This window comes from Chitinophagales bacterium (assembly GCA_020636535.1).
GTDB lineage: Bacteria > Bacteroidota > Bacteroidia > Chitinophagales > JADIYW01 > JADJSS01.
In genome coordinates this window covers 1,894,956-1,914,758 of sequence record JACJXT010000011.1, presented here as the reverse complement: position 1 = coordinate 1,914,758, position 19,803 = coordinate 1,894,956, and the positions used below count along the sequence as shown (strand labels likewise).

At 29.9% G+C, this 19,803-nt stretch carries 18 protein-coding genes; 10 read left to right on the top strand and 8 right to left on the bottom strand.

Annotated features, from left to right (window positions below; genetic code table 11):
- Positions 1-5: 5 nt before the first annotated feature.
- Entirely contained in the window at positions 6-1,514 is a 1,509-nt protein-coding gene (locus H6553_08830; GenBank protein ID MCB9033927.1) for a F0F1 ATP synthase subunit beta, read from the bottom strand.
- Between the two features lie 218 nt (positions 1,515-1,732).
- Between H6553_08830 and H6553_08825 the strand changes: the two genes are divergently transcribed.
- The gene (locus H6553_08825) at positions 1,733-2,920 is read left to right on the top strand and encodes a T9SS type A sorting domain-containing protein (GenBank protein MCB9033926.1); all 1,188 of its coding nucleotides are present in this window, start codon (positions 1,733-1,735) and stop codon (positions 2,918-2,920) included.
- Positions 2,921-3,304: 384 nt separating this feature from the next.
- Here the strand turns inward: H6553_08825 and H6553_08820 are convergent, their stop codons facing one another.
- Genes H6553_08820 through H6553_08810 form a run of 3 tightly spaced genes read right to left on the bottom strand, consistent with a single transcriptional unit; the run spans position 3,305 to position 5,652 of the window.
- A complete protein-coding gene (locus H6553_08820; protein MCB9033925.1) occupies positions 3,305-4,321 on the bottom strand; it encodes an IS5 family transposase in 1,017 nt (338 codons plus the stop codon).
- A 31-nt stretch (positions 4,322-4,352) separates the two neighbouring features.
- Positions 4,353-4,901: an RsmD family RNA methyltransferase gene (locus H6553_08815; protein ID MCB9033924.1), complete on the bottom strand. Its 549-nt coding sequence runs from the start codon at positions 4,899-4,901 to the stop codon at positions 4,353-4,355.
- A 1-nt stretch (position 4,902) separates the two neighbouring features.
- Positions 4,903-5,652, bottom strand: a complete 750-nt coding sequence (locus H6553_08810; GenBank protein MCB9033923.1) for a DUF3822 family protein — start codon at positions 5,650-5,652, stop codon at positions 4,903-4,905.
- Between the two features lie 128 nt (positions 5,653-5,780).
- On the opposite strand from H6553_08810, the gene sucC reads away from it, so the two are divergent.
- The 4 genes from sucC (at position 5,781) to vanZ (ending at position 8,640) form a co-directional block, all read left to right on the top strand.
- Positions 5,781-6,971 carry an ADP-forming succinate--CoA ligase subunit beta gene (sucC, locus tag H6553_08805; protein ID MCB9033922.1) on the top strand — a complete coding sequence of 397 codons (1,191 nt, stop codon included), beginning with the start codon at positions 5,781-5,783 and terminating at the stop codon, positions 6,969-6,971.
- A 224-nt stretch (positions 6,972-7,195) separates the two neighbouring features.
- A complete protein-coding gene (locus H6553_08800; protein ID MCB9033921.1) occupies positions 7,196-7,693 on the top strand; it encodes a DUF1761 domain-containing protein in 498 nt (165 codons plus the stop codon).
- A 190-nt stretch (positions 7,694-7,883) separates the two neighbouring features.
- Positions 7,884-8,267 carry a glycine cleavage system protein GcvH gene (gcvH, locus tag H6553_08795; GenBank protein MCB9033920.1) on the top strand — a complete coding sequence of 128 codons (384 nt, stop codon included), beginning with the start codon at positions 7,884-7,886 and terminating at the stop codon, positions 8,265-8,267.
- Positions 8,257-8,640 (top strand): VanZ family protein, encoded by a 384-nt coding sequence (vanZ, locus tag H6553_08790; GenBank protein ID MCB9033919.1) that lies wholly within the window; start codon positions 8,257-8,259, stop codon positions 8,638-8,640. The genes gcvH and vanZ overlap by 11 nt, the downstream gene beginning before the upstream one ends.
- Here vanZ and hemF read toward each other — a convergent pair.
- Positions 8,633-9,544, bottom strand: coding sequence for an oxygen-dependent coproporphyrinogen oxidase (gene hemF / locus H6553_08785; GenBank protein ID MCB9033918.1), 912 nt, complete (start codon positions 9,542-9,544; stop codon positions 8,633-8,635). The genes vanZ and hemF overlap by 8 nt on opposite strands.
- A 67-nt stretch (positions 9,545-9,611) precedes the next feature.
- On the bottom strand, positions 9,612-10,193 hold the full coding sequence (locus H6553_08780) for a tRNA-(ms[2]io[6]A)-hydroxylase (protein ID MCB9033917.1): 582 nt from the start codon (positions 10,191-10,193) through the stop codon (positions 9,612-9,614).
- A gap of 46 nt (positions 10,194-10,239) precedes the next feature.
- Here H6553_08780 and mnmA point away from each other — a divergent pair, with 46 nt between their 5' ends.
- The gene (mnmA, locus tag H6553_08775; protein MCB9033916.1) at positions 10,240-11,424 is read left to right on the top strand and encodes a tRNA 2-thiouridine(34) synthase MnmA; all 1,185 of its coding nucleotides are present in this window, start codon (positions 10,240-10,242) and stop codon (positions 11,422-11,424) included.
- A gap of 71 nt (positions 11,425-11,495) precedes the next feature.
- Here the strand turns inward: mnmA and H6553_08770 are convergent, their stop codons facing one another.
- Together H6553_08770 and H6553_08765 are read right to left on the bottom strand one after the other, a co-directional pair.
- Positions 11,496-12,122 (bottom strand): hypothetical protein, encoded by a 627-nt coding sequence (locus tag H6553_08770; protein ID MCB9033915.1) that lies wholly within the window; start codon positions 12,120-12,122, stop codon positions 11,496-11,498.
- Between the two features lie 10 nt (positions 12,123-12,132).
- Positions 12,133-13,536 (bottom strand): aldehyde dehydrogenase, encoded by a 1,404-nt coding sequence (locus H6553_08765; protein ID MCB9033914.1) that lies wholly within the window; start codon positions 13,534-13,536, stop codon positions 12,133-12,135.
- Positions 13,537-13,710: 174 nt separating this feature from the next.
- Here H6553_08765 and H6553_08760 point away from each other — a divergent pair, with 174 nt between their 5' ends.
- The 4 genes from H6553_08760 (at position 13,711) to rpsO (ending at position 19,801) form a co-directional block, all read left to right on the top strand.
- Positions 13,711-14,193, top strand: coding sequence for a hypothetical protein (locus tag H6553_08760; protein ID MCB9033913.1), 483 nt, complete (start codon positions 13,711-13,713; stop codon positions 14,191-14,193).
- Positions 14,194-14,304: 111 nt separating this feature from the next.
- Positions 14,305-16,755, top strand: coding sequence for a TonB-dependent receptor (locus H6553_08755; GenBank protein MCB9033912.1), 2,451 nt, complete (start codon positions 14,305-14,307; stop codon positions 16,753-16,755).
- 116 nt (positions 16,756-16,871) lie between these two features.
- Positions 16,872-19,277, top strand: a complete 2,406-nt coding sequence (locus tag H6553_08750; GenBank protein ID MCB9033911.1) for a TonB-dependent receptor — start codon at positions 16,872-16,874, stop codon at positions 19,275-19,277.
- 254 nt (positions 19,278-19,531) lie between these two features.
- Positions 19,532-19,801, top strand: coding sequence for a 30S ribosomal protein S15 (gene rpsO / locus H6553_08745; protein ID MCB9033910.1), 270 nt, complete (start codon positions 19,532-19,534; stop codon positions 19,799-19,801).
- The last annotated feature ends 2 nt before the right edge of the window (positions 19,802-19,803 follow it).

Sequence of the window (19,803 nt, the reverse complement as noted above, 5' to 3'; positions counted from 1 at the left end):
GTTTATTAGTTTTTAGCTTCTGCCAATAATTTTTTACCTTTTTCTATTGCATCTTCAATAGAACCTACTAAGTTAAAGGCAGCTTCTGGATATTCATCTACTTCTCCGTCCATAATCATTTCAAAACCTTTTAAAGTATCTTCTATAGAAACGAAAACGCCTTTTAAACCAGTAAATTGTTCTGCAACATGGAATGGTTGAGATAAGAATCTTTGTACTCTTCTTGCTCTGTGTACTACTAATTTATCTTCTTCACTTAACTCATCCATACCTAAGATTGCAATAATATCTTGTAGTTCTTTATATCTTTGTAAGATTTCTTTTACTCTTTGAGCAACACCATAGTGTCTTGTACCAATTACTTGTGGATCTAAGATTCTTGAAGTAGAATCTAATGGATCTACTGCAGGATAAATACCTAACTCTGCAATTTTTCTACTCAATACTGTTGTAGCATCTAAGTGAGCAAAAGTTGTAGCAGGTGCTGGATCCGTTAAGTCATCTGCAGGTACATAAACTGCTTGTACTGAAGTAATTGAACCACTCTTAGTTGAAGTAATTCTTTCTTGCATTAAACCCATTTCTGTTGCCAAAGTTGGTTGATAACCTACCGCAGATGGCATACGACCTAATAGTGCAGATACTTCTGAACCAGCTTGTGTAAATCTAAATATATTATCAACGAAGAAAAGAATGTCTTTACCTTTTCCGTCTTCGCTATCTCCATCTCTAAAGTATTCTGCTAATGTTAAACCAGATAAAGCAACTCTTGCTCTTGCTCCTGGTGGCTCATTCATCTGACCAAATACTAAAGTAGCTTTTGAATCTTTTAATGCTTCTTTATCTACAGATGCTAAATCCCAATCGCCTTCTTCCATAGAGTGTTTAAATTTCTCTCCGTATTTAATTACATCAGACTCTAAAAACTCTCTTAATAAGTCGTTACCTTCTCTTGTTCTTTCACCAACACCAGCAAAAACCGATAAACCACCATGACCTTTAGCAATATTGTTTACTAGTTCCATGATAAGTACCGTTTTACCAACACCAGCACCACCAAACAAACCAATTTTACCACCTTTTGCATATGGCTCAATCAAGTCAATAACTTTAATACCAGTATATAAAACTTCTTTTGAAGTTGCTAAGTCTTCATATCTAGGTGGTTTTCTGTGAATAGAATAACCGCCTTCTTTACTTACTTCACCAATACCATCAACTGCTTTTCCAATAACATTAAATAATCTACCTTTAATAGCATCGCCAGCAGGCATAATAATTTGGTCGCCAGTATCTACTACTTGCATACCTCTTCTTAAACCTTCTGTACTATCCATAGACACACAACGAACAACATCTTGACCTAAGTGTTGTTGAACTTCTAATACTAAATTAGAACCATCATCTGTTTTAACTTCAAGTGCATTTAAAATTTTTGGTAGTGCAGCATCGTCAGAGAAACTAACATCTACAACTGGACCAATAACCTGTGCTATTTTACCTATATTTGCCATTATTGCTATTATTTAATTCGGACGCAAAAATACACAATTTGCATAGTTTACTCAAACAAAAGTCCACAAGTTCTCCACATATAAAGATTTAATAATTTTAAGTATTTTTGAATAAAAAGTTTTAATTTTGAAACCTAAGAAATGCTATAAATACTATGATTAAACCTTCGATTATACTACTGTTAAGCTTATGTTACTTCACTAAAATTAGTTTAGCTGTGGAAAAGTGTGCATCGCAAATTAAATTAAATCAGCTTTTTGAACAATATCCTGAAAAGAAAGCTGAAATGGATTCGTTCAATGCCAACTATGATAAAATTGATCTATCTAGCTTTAGAACTGGAGCAGTGACAGTAAATATTCCTATAGTAGTACATGTTTTGTATAATAATAGTACACAAAATATTAGTGATGCACAAATTCAATCTCAAATTGATGTTTTGAATCAAGATTTTAATAATTTGAATAGCGATAAATTGGCTAATACTCATCCGTTTTATTCTAGTATAGGAAATGCAAATATTACATTTTGTTTGGCAACCACTGACCCAAATGGTAATGCAACAAGTGGTATTGAAAGAAAACAAGTAAGTCAGAATAGTTTTGATGCTGAAGCAGCTGACGAAACTATAATCAAAAAAAGTGTAAATGGTGGTATAGATGGCTGGGACAAAACAAAGTATTTGAATATTTGGATAGTAAAATTTGATGATGGTACTTTAGGTTATGGTACATTTCCTGATGAAACTCCAGCAATTTATGATGGATTAGTTGTAGATTATAGAGCATTTGGAACTATTGGACAGGCAAGTTATCCATACAATAAAGGTAGAACAACGACACATGAGCTAGGACATTGGTTAAATTTATTTCATATTTGGGGCGATTCTTTTTGTGGTAATGATTTTGTAAATGATACACCAAAGCAAGAAGCTGAAAACTATGATTGTCCAACTTTTCCAATTAATATAAATGGTTGTAGTGGAGCAACTGGTAGTAATGGTGAAATGTTTATGAATTATATGGATTATGTTGATGATGCGTGTATGAATATGTTTACCAATGGACAAGTTACAAGAATGTATGCTGTTTTGAATACTTATAGAAGTTCTTTTATTAATAATACTAGTTGTGGAAGTGTGTCTGCTATTCACAATAGTAATTTAGATGCTATAAAAGTGTATCCCAATCCTGCTGTAAATTATTTTTATATTGATGGATTAAGTACTACTAATGATTTATATACCGTACGCATTTATAATGAAGTTGGACAGTTGATTAAACAACAACAATTGCAACATCAACAAGAAGAAATAGCTATATTTGATTTAATTAATGGTAACTATATTGTAAATATCAGTAATAGTTCTAACAATATTACTAAGAAATTAATTATATTGCATTAGACTTTTTTTGTAGTAAGATTATTATTTTAAAAACTAATTTATTTTAAAATAGAAAACCAAACTTACTAACAGATGATGGAAGTGAAAATAAACTACTAGCCAATATTGATGGTATAAACCATTTAATTGCTCAAAAAGATATTATTTTTTCTAATTCTTTAATAGAAGCTACCAATAAACAACTTAAGTATAATTATTTATACCGACAAACTATTTGAGACCGTTGCAAAAGGTGAAATTTTTGTTTTTTATTTATTATATTCATTAGTTTATATTTGTTATATTTTAATTTGTTTGTTTTATTGGCTTATTTTGTTATTTTTTATCTTTTTTGATTGATTTTTGTTTGTTTAGTACTCTTTTTTTTTACTTTTCTTCGCTTTTTTATGCTTTGGACATAAGTATCCCTGGACTTCTGTATAAATTATATGCTATGGCTTCCATTATGTTTTGTGTGTGCATCTTGGCTATGCCTCTGTATCTTGCTATACCGCCGTTAAACCATCTTTTTATACTGCCAAAAGTGCGTTCTATTTTATATCTGGTTTTGCTTATTAGTTTGTTATAATCTGTTTGGGCTTGTGTTAATGCTTTATTTTTAGTTGCTTTTTTTAATATGTTATTTTTTAATCCTAATGTCTTTAACAATTCATTATTCTTCTCTGATTGATAACCTTTGTCTGCTTTTACTGCTATGTCTTTTGGTAAGTCTGCTGTTTTTAATACCGTTTCTAGATTACTAATTTCATTTACACTTGCTTTGGTGGTTAATACGCCTAATACTAATCCTTCGTTGTCTGTTACATAGTGTTTCTTATAGCCATATTTTAGTTGTTTGCCTCTCTTTATCCATGCTGCTTCTATGTCTACACTTGTACTGTATTTTTTTTCTACCGTCTTTGTTGGTACTTCTTGTGATTGCTCTTGTTGTTGTTGTTGTGCTTCAAGCTCATAATTACTTTTTCCTTTGGGTTTTAATGGTGTTTCTACTATACTGGCATCTACTATAGCTCCTGTCTTTACTAGTATTTGATGCCTTTCTAATTGTTTGTTTATCTGTTTTAATAGTTCATCATATGCTCCTGCTCCTGTCATTGCTGTTCTAAATCTGCTTATGGTACTATGGTCTGGTGAGGTTTGGTCTATGGTTAATTCTAAGAAAGAACTAAAGGAGAGGCTGTCATTTATTCTGTCTTCTACTTCGTAATCACTTAGTCCGTACCATGTTTGTAGTAAACAGATTTTGAATAATAACAATCCATCATAACTTGGCTTGCCTGTTGCACTTGTGCCTTTGGTGTAATACTTATCTATTACTGTACTAATTTGTTGCCAATCTATTAACTGGTTAATTTGTGTAAAGAAAACTTGTTTAACTTTCTTTACGCGTGTATCGCATATACTGTCTGCTAATAAATCTAAGTATAGAAAGTTATTCTGAAAACTGTTCGTGTGTAAAAATCCAAAAATGTGTTTGTCCGTAATTTCTTACTTGCAACAAATTCGGATGATTAGAAAAATCGTGATTAGCAGATGTTTCTAAAATAAACCAACCAGCTTTATCCAATATGTTTTTTTCTAGGATAATGTTTGGAATGTCATCAATGACTTCTAATTTATATGGTGGACCTGCAAAAATTAAATCGTAAGTCTGCATAGCATTTTTAGCAAATGCAACAGCATCACCTTTAATAATAATATGATTAGGAATATTGACTTCTTTACTCATTTTTTGAATAAAACCAATGCTAATAGGCGATAAATCGACCGAAGTAATTTGAGTACAACCTCTCGAATACATTTCCATACCAATATTTCCAGTTCCAGCAAATAAATCTAAAAACTTTATTTCCTCAAAATCAAAATTATTCCATATAATATTAAATAATGCTTCTTTAGCAATATCGGTGGTTGGTCTTGCTGGTATATTTTTGGGAGGATAAAAATGTTTGCCTTTCAGTTTTCCAGATACAATTCTCATATTAAACAAATAGTAAATTTACAAAATAATTTAGTGTTTGTTCATCATCGTTAAATAATAAATTGGCTGTTCTTTTTATAGTTCTATCAATTTCAATTTGTCTAAAATAATCATATAATAAAGTATAAATTGGCGATTGCTCTTCTATAAATCCGTAAACATTAATTACTTGCGTTTCATTATCTAACGCTAGTTGTTTAAAAACTAATTGTATATAATACAATACATCTTCCTTTTCAATAATATTATATAAATTAAAAAATAAAATATCTGATTGTTCTTTAATTGCAATACCTAATATCGACTGTTCAATATAAATATTTACTATTTTTTTATTAATGGATTGATTTTTTCTATTAATCAAACCAGTTTGTCCGTACAACCATTGTATTGCTTTAAATCGATTGTCGAAAAAAGCAATAATATCATTCGGAACAATATAATAAATATGTTTGTTACTAATTTCATTACTTAGAATCGAAGCATCATTTGCTACATCTATACCAAGTTGACTAAAAATATATTTGGCATTTGCAGTTTCATTTGGTAACAACACAAATTGTTCTGTTTGAAAACAAACTTTTACTTGTTTAAAATCAACCATCAAAACACTACTTAAAGCAGCACTTATTTCACCCATTGTAGTATAAAAAAAGTACTTAATCTCTACTAATTTATTAATAGACGCATCAACAATTGCAACAATGCAAACATGCTCACTTAAATAAATTTGCAGTACAGCATTATCCAATCGCTTTAAATATTCAATAGGTGTATTAATGGCAATTAATTTTGTACAAATTTACTTTTTATTTAGCATTTGTAATAATGAAACAAAATACATTAGGTTAATTGAAGAATGTATTTTATTTTTGAACCATGAATTTACACGAATATCAAGGTAAAGCGTTATTACAAAAATACGGCGTAAAAATACAAGAAGGCACAGTAGCAACAACAGTTGAAGAAGCTGTAGCAGCTGGAAAAGCTATTGAAGAAAAAAATAAAAGAGCAGGTGTCGTTGTAAAAGCACAAATACATGCTGGTGGAAGAGGAAAAGGTGGTGGCGTTAAGTTTTCGCCTAATTTAGACAAATTAAAAGAGAATGCCGAAAAAATTATAGGCATGACGCTAGTTACACCACAAACTGGTCCACAAGGAAAAGTAGTACATAAAGTTTTAATAGCAGAAGATGTTTACTACGAAGGTGCTTCGCCTACAAAAGAGTTTTATGTATCTGTTTTGTTAGATAGAATGAAAGAGTGCAATGCTATTATTTATTCTACAGAAGGTGGAATGGATATTGAAGAAGTAGCAGAACATACTCCAGATAAAATTTTTAAAGAGTGGATTGATCCTGCTGTTGGCTTACAAGCATTTCAAGCTAGAAGAATTGCATTTAACTTAGGATTAAGTGGCAATGCTTATAAAGACATGGTAAAATTCATTACCAATTTATACAAAGCTTATGTTGATAATGATGCGTCTTTGTTTGAAATAAATCCAGTTTTAAAAACTTCTGACGATCAAATTATAGCTGTAGATTGTAAAGTAAATTTAGATGATAATGCTTTGTATAGACATCCAGAGTTAGAAGCACAAAGAGATTTACTAGAAGAAGATGAAACTGAAGTAGAAGCAAATGCAGTTGGCTTAAACTATGTAAAATTAGATGGCAATGTTGGCTGTATGGTAAATGGTGCTGGTTTGGCAATGGCTACTATGGATATTATTAAATTAAGTGGTGGCGAACCTGCAAATTTCTTAGATGTTGGTGGTACAGCAGATGCAGAAAGAGTAGAAAAAGCTTTTAGAATTATATTGAAAGACAAAAATGTAAAAGCGATTTTAATTAATATTTTTGGTGGAATAGTTCGTTGTGATAGAGTAGCACAAGGTGTAATTGATGCGTACAAAAATATTGGTTCTATTAATATTCCAATTATAGTTAGACTACAAGGAACAAATGCTGATATTGCTAAAAAAATGATAGACGATTCTGGTCTAAAAGTAGAATCTGCTATTCTATTAAGCGAAGCTGCCGAATTAGTAAACAAAGCAGTAGCATAGTTTTTTGGAGTTATCATACTGAACTTGTTTCAGTATCTATAATCAAAGTATAACAAAGCAAAGTATCTACGCTATTTACACTGTTGCAAGTTTAGCAAAACATAACTTACGATGATAAATAAAGCAAGTTTGTAACTTGCAGTAATAGTTTCAACAAAGCTCTAATTTCAAATTCAAAGCAGATATAATAAAAATGCTATATATTTACTTCAAAATGTAATTATATGGAAATGAATTTTGTAGCTATTATTTTAATAGCATTTGTACCAATGGTATTAGGATTTATTTGGTACAATCCAAAAACACTTGGCAGTGCTTGGATGAAAGCTTGTAACTTAACAGAAGAAGACTTAAAACAAGGCAATATGTTGGTCGTTTTTGGTGTGTCTTTTTTATTGAGTATTATGTTAGCATTCTCTTTGCAATTTGCAACAATACATCAATTTGGAATTTTTGGTGCTTTTGAAGGTACTTTAGATAATCCAGATATGAAAACACTCTACGATACTGTTATGGCGAAAGTAGGCAATAACTTTAGATATTTTAGACATGGTTTTTTACATGGTGGAATGGTAGCAGTATTTACTATTTTACCAGTTTTAGCAACCAATGCTCTATTTGAAAGAAAAAGTGTAAAGTATATTTTTATCAATTTTGGCTATTGGTTTTTCTGTTTTGCAATAATGGGTGGCTTGCTTTGTAAATATGCCGTACAGTTTTAAACCTTATTAGTACACTACAAAAAGTAATCTAGCTAGATTACAAAACAAAAAAGCCAAAGTTTATTAAACTTTGGCTTTTTACATCATATCAAGTGTTTTCACTTGATGATTGAATAAAAAACTAATCAAAATTTATCTAAAAATAAAATGGTCTTTATTTTTTTACTATTTTTGACATCAAACAAACAATATGAATTTTCCAAGCGATTTAAAATACAGCAAAGAACACGAATGGATTAAAGTGCTAGACGATGATACTGCTTTAATTGGTATTACTGAATTTGCTCAAAGCGAACTAGGCGATATTATCTTTGTAGATATTGAGACAGTAGGTGAAACAATAGAAAAAGATGAAATTTTTGGTTCGGTAGAAGCAGTTAAAACAGTATCTGATTTGTATTTACCTGTTAGTGCAGAAATCTTAGAGCAAAATGAACTATTGGCAAGTCAACCAGAATTAATTAATAACCAACCTTATGGTGATGGTTGGATGGTTAAAGTAAAAATGACCAATATTGCTGATTTAGACGATTTGATGGATAGCACCGCTTACGCAGAATTAGTTGGACACTAATCAAATCTTTAAACACAGTTATATTAGAATTTTACCTGCACTAATTTGGACAGGCATTACTTTCTATATTTGTTTTTTACCAGGTAGCGAATTGCCCAAATATAATTTTCTAGATAAAATTTATTTCGACAAAATAGTACATATAGCAATATATTGTATTATGTTATTATTGGTAATATTTAGTAATATAAAATATAAATATATAAAATTAATAGCAATTGTTTGGTGTATTAGTGTTGGTTTATTAATAGAGTTTGTACAAGGTAATTATATTGCCAACCGAAGTGCAGACATTTATGATGTTGTAGCAAATATTGTTGGCATTACTATTGGATATTATTTATATCATCAAAATAGTAAAATTGCTAACTAATCCAATTTTTTGGTTGAAAAAATGCTAGTGCTTTTGCTTCTTCACTATTTTCTAATGGTTGTTGATTGTATTGCCAAATAGCTTGTGGTGGCAAACTCATTAATATAGATTCAACTCTGCCATTACTTTTTAAACCAAATGAAGTGCCTCTGTCATATACCAAATTAAATTCAGCATATCTTCCTCTACGAATCATTTGCCATTCTTTATTAAATTTAGTATATGTTTTTTCTTTATTTCTGTTTGATATTTCTGTGTAAATTGGAGCAAATGCATTGCCTACACTTTGCATAAATTCAAAAAATTGACTTTTACTTGTTGTTTCATTTGGTCGTAAATGATCATAAAAAATACCACTTACGCCACGCATTTCATTTCTGTGTTGTATAGTGAAATAATCATCACACCATGGTTTAAATTTTTCATAATATGAACTATCATGTTTATCGCAGACTGCTTTTAATTGTTCATGAAAATATTTTGTATCAACTTCATTTGGATAAGCAGGAGATAGGTCAATTCCACCACCAAACCAACAATCTACAATTTCGTTACTGTTTTCCTCTTTTTTCATCTGAAAATAACGCACATTCATATGTATAATTGGCACAAACGGATTTTGAGTATGTATTACAATCGATACGCCTGTAGCATCAAAAAAATTAGCATTGGTAGTTTCTGTTTTAATTACTTCAGGCAATTTGCCAAATACATGTGAAAAGTTTACGCCACCTTTTTCGTACACATTTCCATTGCTAATTACTCTTGTATCTCCACCACCACCTTCAGCTCTTGTCCATTTATCGCTAATAAATTTTGCTTTGCCATCAACAGTTTCTAGTGCAGTACAAATGTTTTGTTGTAAGTCAATTAAATAAGTTTTTATTTCATTTAATGTTGCCATTGTAAGTTTTTTGTAATATTAATAGTTGATTTATTTTTGTCCAATGATAAATATCATTCACGAATGGCTAATGCATTCTATCGCCTCGCAAATCTAAATGATTAAGTACTTCCGTTTCGTAGTCAAGCCATTCTTGCCAACGGTTTTTTACCTTTTCTTTGTCAATGTAATGCGTAGCAATATCTAAGAACATTCTATAATGCATTGCTTCTGCCACCATTAAATTATGATAAAATTTCTTTAAGCTATCATCTGAAATATCTAAAGACAATAAGCGAAATCGCTCACAACTTCTTGCTTCAATTAAAGCAGCTTGTAACATTCTATCTAAAAATAAATCTTCTTGAATACCACTCTTTGTCATCATTTTATTCAACTGATTAACATATTCATCTTTTCTTTGTTTGCCTAATTGTAAGTTTCGTTTCTTCAATTCATCTAGTACCAATCTAAAATGTGTCCATTCTTCATTCACAACAGGAACTAATTTATCAACCATAAATGTTTTATCAGGATAATATTGAATTAAGGCAATACAAGTTGATGTAGCTTTTTGTTCGCAATAAGCATGGTCAGTCAATATGTCTTCAATAGATTTTTCTGCTAAATTCACCCATCGTGGATCAGTCGCTAATTTTAATCCTAACATAAAAGCAAAATTAAACAATCTGCTTATTAATCTTTAATTTTGTAGTGTGAAAAAACGAGTAGTAGTTGGTTTATCTGGTGGTGTTGACAGTAGTGTTAGTGCTTATTTGTTGCAACAACAAGGTTATGAAGTCATTGCTTTGTTTATGAAAAACTGGCACGATGGCGAAGTTACTATTGCAGGCGATTGTCCTTGGGTAGAAGACAGTAATGATGCTTTGTTGGTAGCACAAAAATTAGGTATTCCATTTCAAACCATTGATTTATCTTCTGAGTACAAGCAACGCATTGTAGATTATATGTTTGCTGAATATGAAGCAGGACGAACACCAAATCCTGATGTATTGTGTAATAGAGAAATAAAGTTTGATGTTTTTTTGAAGCATGCTTTAACACTTGGTGCTGATTTTGTAGCAACAGGTCATTATTGTAGAAAAGCAAGTTTTGAAAAAGATGGAAAAACCATTTATCAATTATTAGCAGGAAAAGATGATAATAAAGACCAAAGTTATTTTTTGTGTCAAGTGAGCCAAGAGCAATTGAGTAAAGCATTATTTCCAATAGGCGATTTAACTAAAGCAGAAGTGAGAGCTATTGCAACCGAACAAGATTTGGTAACTGCTAATAAAAAAGATTCGCAAGGTTTGTGTTTTATTGGTAAAGTAAAGTTACCAGATTTTTTACAACAACAATTGCAACCAAAACAAGGTAGCGTTATTCTTATTGATAATAAAAATATAAAATATAATTATAAGTATAATAATTGTAATGATGAAGAATTGAACGCATTAACTACAATTCAGCAATTTATTGTACAAGATGGCAAAATTATTGGTACACACAATGGAGCACATTATTATACCATTGGACAGCGAAAAGGTTTAGGCATTGGTGGTTACAAAGAACCATTATTTGTAGTACAAACCAATACCACAGATAATATTATTTATCTTGGAGCAGGAGAGCAGCACTATGCATTAAATCGACCAGCTTTATTTATTCCGAATGAAGATATACATTGGTTGCGACAAGATTTACAACTAAATAATAATGAACAAGCTGAATATTTAGTTCGTATTAGATATAGACAACCATTACAGAAAGCTTGTTTGTATAAAAAAGAAAATGGTTTATATATAATCTTTGAAACACTACAAAAAGGTATTACCTTAGGTCAGTTTGCAGCTTGGTATCACAACGACGAGTTAATTGGTAGTGGTGTTATTGGATAGTCATTTTAAAATAAAGTTTTCTAGCAATAAATTAATGAAAAAATTATATATTATAAATACAATTATAGTAATTATTTTATATTTTCTGCGTATGAATTAGAAAACAAATCGGCCAATGATTTAATTCCTATAAATATTGAAAATAAAATAATATTTATTATAATTTTATTGTGTATTATTTTATTAGCAAGAAAACTATACACTATAGCACATAGTATTATAACAATATGCATTACTAAAGTTCTGGCATTAAAAAAAACAGTATATTTTTTTATAGTCATTTGTTTTTCTTCTGCACTTAACGATAGCTTGTAGTTGAAAATATAATCAAATAAATTAAAAATAATAAAATTAAGTATGGTTATATTTACTAATTTATTTTTAAATGCAATTGCCATTAAATTTTGCATTCTTCCTTCATCAGTCTGTTCTAAAAATCCAATAAATACTATTAAGAAAATAGAGTAGAAAATAAAAACACCAAATCTAACAATAAAGTAAGTAATGCCTTTGCTCCATTTACCTACATAGTTTGGTGTACTTATAATTTTGACTGCATTAAAAAATGACTGTATTAAAGTTTCAAACCAATAAATATATAATACAATGAATAGTGACCAATTCTGTTCTAATACACCTACTAAAGGAAACAAATTTGCTACTAGTAAACCTAGTTTCCACTGATTTGATTTCTTCAAGAAATATAAATTAGTTTAACCAAGCAATTAGTTTCTTCAATAAATTAACATTGCTTTCTTTATATGGAGGAAATCTTAATTTCAAATCACTTAAAGTTGATTTTTTCAATACGCCTTTAGCATGCGAAAAAGTATCAAAGCTCAATTTCCCATGATATTGTCCAATACCACTATCACCAACACCTCCAAAAGGCAAATTAAACTGACCAACATGCATCAAACATTCATTAATAGATGCATTTCCTGAAGATGTTTCGCTAAGAATTTTTTCAGCGTACATTTTATTCTCACTAAAAATATATAATGCTAATGGCTTTCCTCCATTTTTTACAATTTGTATAGCTTCATCTAAAGTGTTGTATTCTACTATTGGTAAAATCGGACCAAATATTTCATCTTGCATTATGGCATCTGTTAGTTTTACATTGTCTAAAATAGTTGGTGCAATATAGTTTTCACTTTCATCAATTTCACCACCACAAACAATATCCATTCCTTCTAATAAACTTGCTAATTTCTTAAAGTTTTTATTATTGCTACTTTTTACAATGCGTCCAAAGTCTTTACTATCTTTCGGATTATCACCATAAAATTCTTTGATTACTTTCTTAGCTTCTTCTAAAAATTTAGCTTTTACTTTTTTGTCAATCAATACATAATCAGGTGCAACACAAGTTTGTCCAGCATTAGTAAATTTTCCCCAAATAATTCGCTTAATTCCCCAATTCATGTTTACACTTTCATCTATAAAACATGGACTTTTTCCACCAAGCTCTAGCGTAACTGGCGTTAATGTTTTTGCAGCTTTGGTATAAACATCTATTCCTGTTCTTTTTCCACCAGTAAAAAATACATAATCTACATTTTCTTCTAATACAATATCACTATCAGTATGACTAGTAACCACTGCCATATATTCTGCACTAAAATTGTCTTTAACCATTTTTTCAATTACAGCACATATATGATTAGTAGATTGCGATGGTTTCATAATAATAGTATTGCCAGCAGCCATTGCACCAATTACTGGAGCCATTAACAACTGAAAAGGATAGTTCCAAGGTGCCATTACATAAACCAAACCATATGGTTCACTTTGTATCCAACTACTACCTAATTGATGAAACAAAGGTGTAGTTACTTTTTTTCGTTTCATCCAAGCTTTCAAACTCGAAATAGTATGATCTAAATCTTTCAATACAAAACTAAATTCAGTTCCGTATGCTTCAAACGAAGATTTGTGTAAATCATCATACAATGCTTTTACAATAGCTTGTTCATTATCTAGTAAAACTTGTCTTAATTTTTTAAGCTGATTTAGTCTAAAATCATATGATTTTGTAGCACCACTTTTAAAGTAACTTTTTTGTGCGGCTACTAATTGTCTAACATCAAGTATTTGTCCTGCAACCATAATTGTTAATTTTTAAACTATAAATATACACAAAACAAATTAAAAAACAATGTGGTGTACAACTATAAATTAACATATTTTTTAAGTTATAGTGAAAAATAAATCGTTAAAAGCTTGGTAGAGTCAAATTTTGGCAATATTTTTGATTACAAATTTTAAACAAATATAATTAATATGAAAAAGAACTTATTTATTTTAGCAATTTTAGCAGTATTCTCTACTGTATTTATTACTTCATGCAGTCCTGATGAAGACAAGTATGCATGTTCCATAGATGAGTATGTGGGTACATACTACGGACAACATTCATTGACAGTTTCTTCTGTTGCCGTTCCAATTAAGGATACTATAATAATATCTGCGGTTTCTGGAACTGATTCTATCGATATAACATCAAAAACATTAAATAAAACCTTTAGAGGAATTATTAGTAATTGTGATATTTTTGTAGATGATGCAAGTGTTAATACATTCTCTATTTCAACTCCATTAGGTACGGCTACTGTTAGTAATGTTGTAGCAGATTTAAGAGCAGATTATAATTTAACAAAAGGTAATTTAACTACTACAATTTCTGTTTCTCAAGGAACAGCTACATTAGGTTCAGCTAATTTATCTATTTCTGGTGAAGAATTAACAGGAACATTCAAAAAATAAACACTGACTATAGGTTATTGGTAAAACTCCAACTTTAAGTTGGAGTTTTTTATTTTAATTTAGCATTAAGTTAAAAATTCTCTATATATTAGCCAATAAAAAATTAACTTAATGAAATCAATCTTATTTAGTTTAATGCTATTCTTTTTTGGAGCATTAATTTCAAATGCACAAAATGGAATTATCAAAGGTAAAATTACTGATGCCAAATCTGGAGAAGAATTAATTGGCGTCAATATTTCTGTAAAAGGATCATTAGAAGGTGCCACTTCTGATATTGAGGGTAATTACGAAATAGAACTTCCTGCTGGTAGTTATACTATTATCTATAGTTATGTTGGTTATACTGATAAAGAAGAAGCCATTACCGTAACAGAAAATCAAACTATTACAAAAGACATTCAATTAAGTGAAAGTTTGAGTTTATTAGACGAAGTAGTAGTTACCAGTAGTAAATTTGAAAGAAGAGTGGGCGAAGAAACAGTATCTATAGATGTAATTAAACCAGAAGTATTAGCCAAACAAAATATGAACACTGTTGATGATGCCTTAAAAAGAAGTCCAGGTGTAACAGTAGTTGACGGACAAGCAAATATTAGAGGTGGTTCTGGTTATTCTTATGGTGCTGGTACAAGAGTATTATTGTTAATGGATGATTTACCTGCACTACAAGCAGATGCAGGATTTCCTTCTTGGTCATCATTACCTGTAGAAAATATTGGTCAAATAGAAATTATTAAAGGAGCTGCTTCTGCATTATATGGTTCTTCTGCTATGAACGGAATTATCAATTTAAGAACAGCTTATCCAACATCAGAGCCATATGCTAAGTTTTCAGTTTTCGGTTCCGTTATAGACAATCCAAATCAAAAAGAAAAAATTGGCGTTTTTGATACTACAACTCACGAATTTACAGGAGAAATAATTGAAACCAAAGTAAACAAAAACTGGTGGGAATTAGACAGTATTACACTTCAAGGTTCAGAGGTTGCAGGTTTATTTCCTGTTCCTGAAATAAGATTAAAAAATGACTTTAGAAGAAGACCTTATTCTTTTGGTTTTTCTTGGGCGTATAGAGAAAAAATTACTAAATCTAAAAAATTAGATTTTATTTTTAGTGGTCAATTATATAAAGAACAAAAACACAATTGGGGTGCTAACGAAACAAGAGGTAGATTTAATATCAATACCAATTATCATGTTAACGAAAAAATACAAATTGGTGTAAATACCAATATTTTAGGTGCTAAAAGTCAAACTTTCTTTTTATGGGGAGGTTCTGGTATAGACAAATATATTCCTGGTGCCGTAACTGGAATTCCTACAGAATCAAGATCTTTTAGAATTACTATAGATCCTTACTTTAAATTTGCTGATAGCAAAGGTAATTCACACAAAATTTTAACAAGATATTACAGAACAGATATTGATAATTCTAACAACCAAGATAATGCTTCTGACTACTACTATGGCCAATATCAATACCAAAGAAATTTTTCTAAAATAAACTTTGTACTAACTACAGGTTTTGTAGGTAGCTATACAAAATCGGTTTCAGAGCTTTTTGGAAATACCAATCATACTGGATTTAATTTAGCAGGATTTTTTCAATTAAGTAAAAAGTTTTGGGATAGAGTGGGCATAGACTATGGTTTTAGATTTGAATCTAACAGAATTGACAATGATAAAATAGAAACTAAACCAGTATCAAGAGTTGGTATCAATGTAGAAGCTGCTAAATATACATTTATAAGAGCTTCATTTGGACAAGGCTATCGTTTTCCTGCTATTGCAGAGAAATTTATCTCTACACCTTTAAGTGAATCTTTTGGTATCTATCCAAATCCAAACTTAACTTCAGAAACTGGTTTAACAGCAGAATTGGGTATTAAGCAAGGCATTAAATTAGGTAGAGATTTTAATGCATATATAGATGTTGCAGGTTTTTACCAACAATATACTGATATGATTGAATTTAATTTAGGTGTTTATAATAATGAAGCATTAGGTTTCTTTGCCAAAAACATTGGCAACACTAGAATTTATGGTACTGAAGTTACATTAATGGGCGAAGGCAAATTATTTAATAAATTTCCAACTACATTAGTTACAGGATATACATTTACAGTGCCTCAATATAGAAACTATAATGAGGCAGAACAATATAGTGATGTTGTAGATTATAATGTATTGAAATATCGTTTCCGTCATCAAGTACAAGCACAATGGGATATTAGTTTTGGTTTGTTTGATTTTGGTGCTACACTACAGTATTATAGTGCTATGGAAAACTGGGATGGCATTTTTGGGGAAGTACTACCAAGCTTATATGCTTATAAATATAGTCAATACAGAAATAATTGGGCAAGTAAAAAACCACAGAGACAATCTAAAGGAGAAGTGGTTTTAGATTTAAGAGCTGCTGTTAACTTTGGCGAAAACGATAAATTTAGATTTTCTTTTTTAGTAAAAAATGTTACCAATAACGAATATACCTTGCGTCCAGCTCTTGTAGAAGCTCCAAGAAACTATGGATTTAGATTCGACGCTACTTTTAAATAAAGAATATACCTATATTTGGTGAGCCATTACGATTTATTAATGTAATGGCTTTTTTATTTTAAAAAGAAACTCACTACTAAACTATTATTTTTGCAAAAACATTCAAATCATTATTTATGAACAAGAATAAATATATTGCTTTCTTCAGTTTACTATTATTTTCTACAATTGGTTTTGCTCAAACAGTTACTATTAGAGGAAATATTAAAGATACTAAAACCAACGAACCACTAATTGGTGTAAATATTGTAGAAAAAGATGGGCAAGGAACAGTAACCGATTTTGAAGGTAATTATGAGTTAATCTTAGAAGGAAAAGATGCGTACGAAGTAACTTATTCTTATTTAGGATATAAAGACATCATTAAAAATTTTAACAATAATCAATCTAATTATACAGCAGATATTAATTTAGAAGAAGAAGCTATACTACTTGGAGATGAAGTAGTTATTACTGGTTCTCTATTTGAAAAAAAAGCTAGTGAAGAAGTTATTTCTATAGAAGTAGTAAAACCAGATTTAATTGCTAATGTAAATCCAACAAGAATAGATGAAGCTTTAAGAAGAGTTTCTGGTTTAAATGTATCTGATGGTCAAGCTAACATTCGTGCTGGTAGTGGTTGGGCTTATGGAGTAGGTTCTAGAGTGATGTTTATTTTAGATGGACAACCTATACTTTCACCAGACAGAGGTGATATAAAATGGAATCAATTACCACTTGAATCTGTTGGACAAATTGAAGTACTTAAAGGTGCTTCTTCTGTATTGTATGGTTCTTCTGCTATGAACGGTACTATACATCTTCAAACTTTAAAACCAACTAAAACACCAATTACAAAATTTACAGCTTTTCAATCATTTATAGCACCACCAAAAAGAAAAGTAACTAAGTGGTGGGATTTTCCAATTCCTTCTTTTGGTGCATCATTTGTAAGAGCTCATAAGCTAAAAGATAATTTTGAATACTTAGTAGGTGGTTCATTTTTCTTACAAAATACACCTTATGAGGGCGGCGAAGAATATTTGGCTAGAGTTTATTATAAAACAAAATGGACAAGCAAAAAAAATGATAGACTTTCTTATGGTGTAAATGGTAGTTTATTGTATAATAGAGAATATGAATATTTCTTTTGGGAAAATGAAAATGACGGTGCCTATAAAGCTGGAGCAGATAATGACTTTAACAATATAAGAGTTACTGTAGATCCTTTTTTAAAAGCATTTGATAAAAAAGGCAATATTCACGATTTAAAAACTAGAACTTATTACAATCAACCCTCATTTAACACCACTACGCTACTAGAAAATATAAATTATAACTTCACAAAACCTTTTGAAAAAATTGGTCTAAACTTAATTCTTGGAACAGATAATCAGATGTTTTTTGTAAGAGTGCCAGCATTTGTTGGAGATGATGTAAAATTTGGAAACCTTTGGGCTATATTTACTCAATTAGATAAAAAATTTGGTGATAAAGTCACATTATCGGGTGGTATTAGATGGGAAGTTTATAAATATGCAACTGAAAAAGGTGTAATTCCTCCAAATTCTAGATTTGGTATTAACTGGAAAGCAGGAAAAAATACTAATTTAAGATTTAATGTCGGTCAAGCATTTCGTTTTCCAAGTTTTGCAGAACGATTTGTAAATGAAAAAGTTGGAGATGAAACCATAACAACTACTATTTTAGATACTACTTGGTCTGTTAATAATGATACGGCATACATTAAAGAAACTACAACAACTCAAAGTAGACCTCTTTTACGAATTTTGCCAAATCCAAGTTTAAAACCAGAGTATGGTTGGACTTCTGAATTAGGTATCCAGCAAAAATTTGGCACTAAAAACAAATTATACTATGGCTTATTTGATTTTGCATTTTACTGGCAAGAATATCATGATATGGTAGAATTTAGTGGCTCTGATAGTGTAACAGATGCATTAATTGCATTAAAAGCAGAAAATATTTCTCAAGCTAGAATCGCAGGTTGGGATATGTCTTTAAAAAATAACTTTGATATTAACAATAAGAATAAACTTAGTTTAAATTTAGGGTATACTTATGCTTTTCCTATTGAACTAAATGCTTATTCTCAAAGCGTAGGGTTTGATAATAGTTCAATCGGTGGTTTTATAAAAAATATGTTCAAACATTTTGTAAAACCTATAGATGATGCAAATACTTATCAACTTTTAAAATATAGAAATAGACATTTGGCTACTTTTGATATCGAATATAAATATAATAATAAATTATTAATTGGATTTGATGTAAGATATTATAGTCGTTTTGAAAATTTTGATATAGTATTTGTAGGTATTCCTGGAGTGCCAAATTATATATCAAACTTTGTAAATCCAAGAGGAAATTGGGTGGCTAATGCTAGAGTATTCTATACTTTCAAGGAAAAAAACACTTTGGGTGTTATTGTTAAAAACCTTACCAATACAGAATATTGGTTAAGAGTTGGTAAACTAGAAACACCTATGAATTTTACCATTCAATATAGAATGGAATTCTAAAACATTTCTTCTTTTATAAATATAAATCCTCACTACTTTTGGTGAGGATTTTTTTATACATTGAAAAGAATGTCTTGATATTAGCTTTTGTACAATTCTTAGTGTTAGAATAAAATTAACTGTATATAAAAGACCATGATAAATGTCTATAAAAGTAAAATTACATTTCTTCTCATTTTAAGCTTAAAATAATTTTGTTTTAACATAAATAATGCTACCTTTGCACTTTAATTTAAGATGATAAATAATCAAAGATGAGCTTAACAAAAGAAAAGAAAATTGAAATTTTTACAGAGTTTGGTGGAACAGCTGCCAATACAGGTTCAGTAGAATCACAAGTGGCTTTAATTACACACAGAATTAACCACATCTCTAACCACTTAAAAACAAACAGAAAGGATTTTTCCTCTACGCGTTCATTATATAAGTTAGTTGGTCAAAGAAAAAAATTATTAAAATATTTGGCTAACAAAGATATTAACCAATACAGAACTCTCATTGAGAAATTAAACTTAAGAAAGTAATA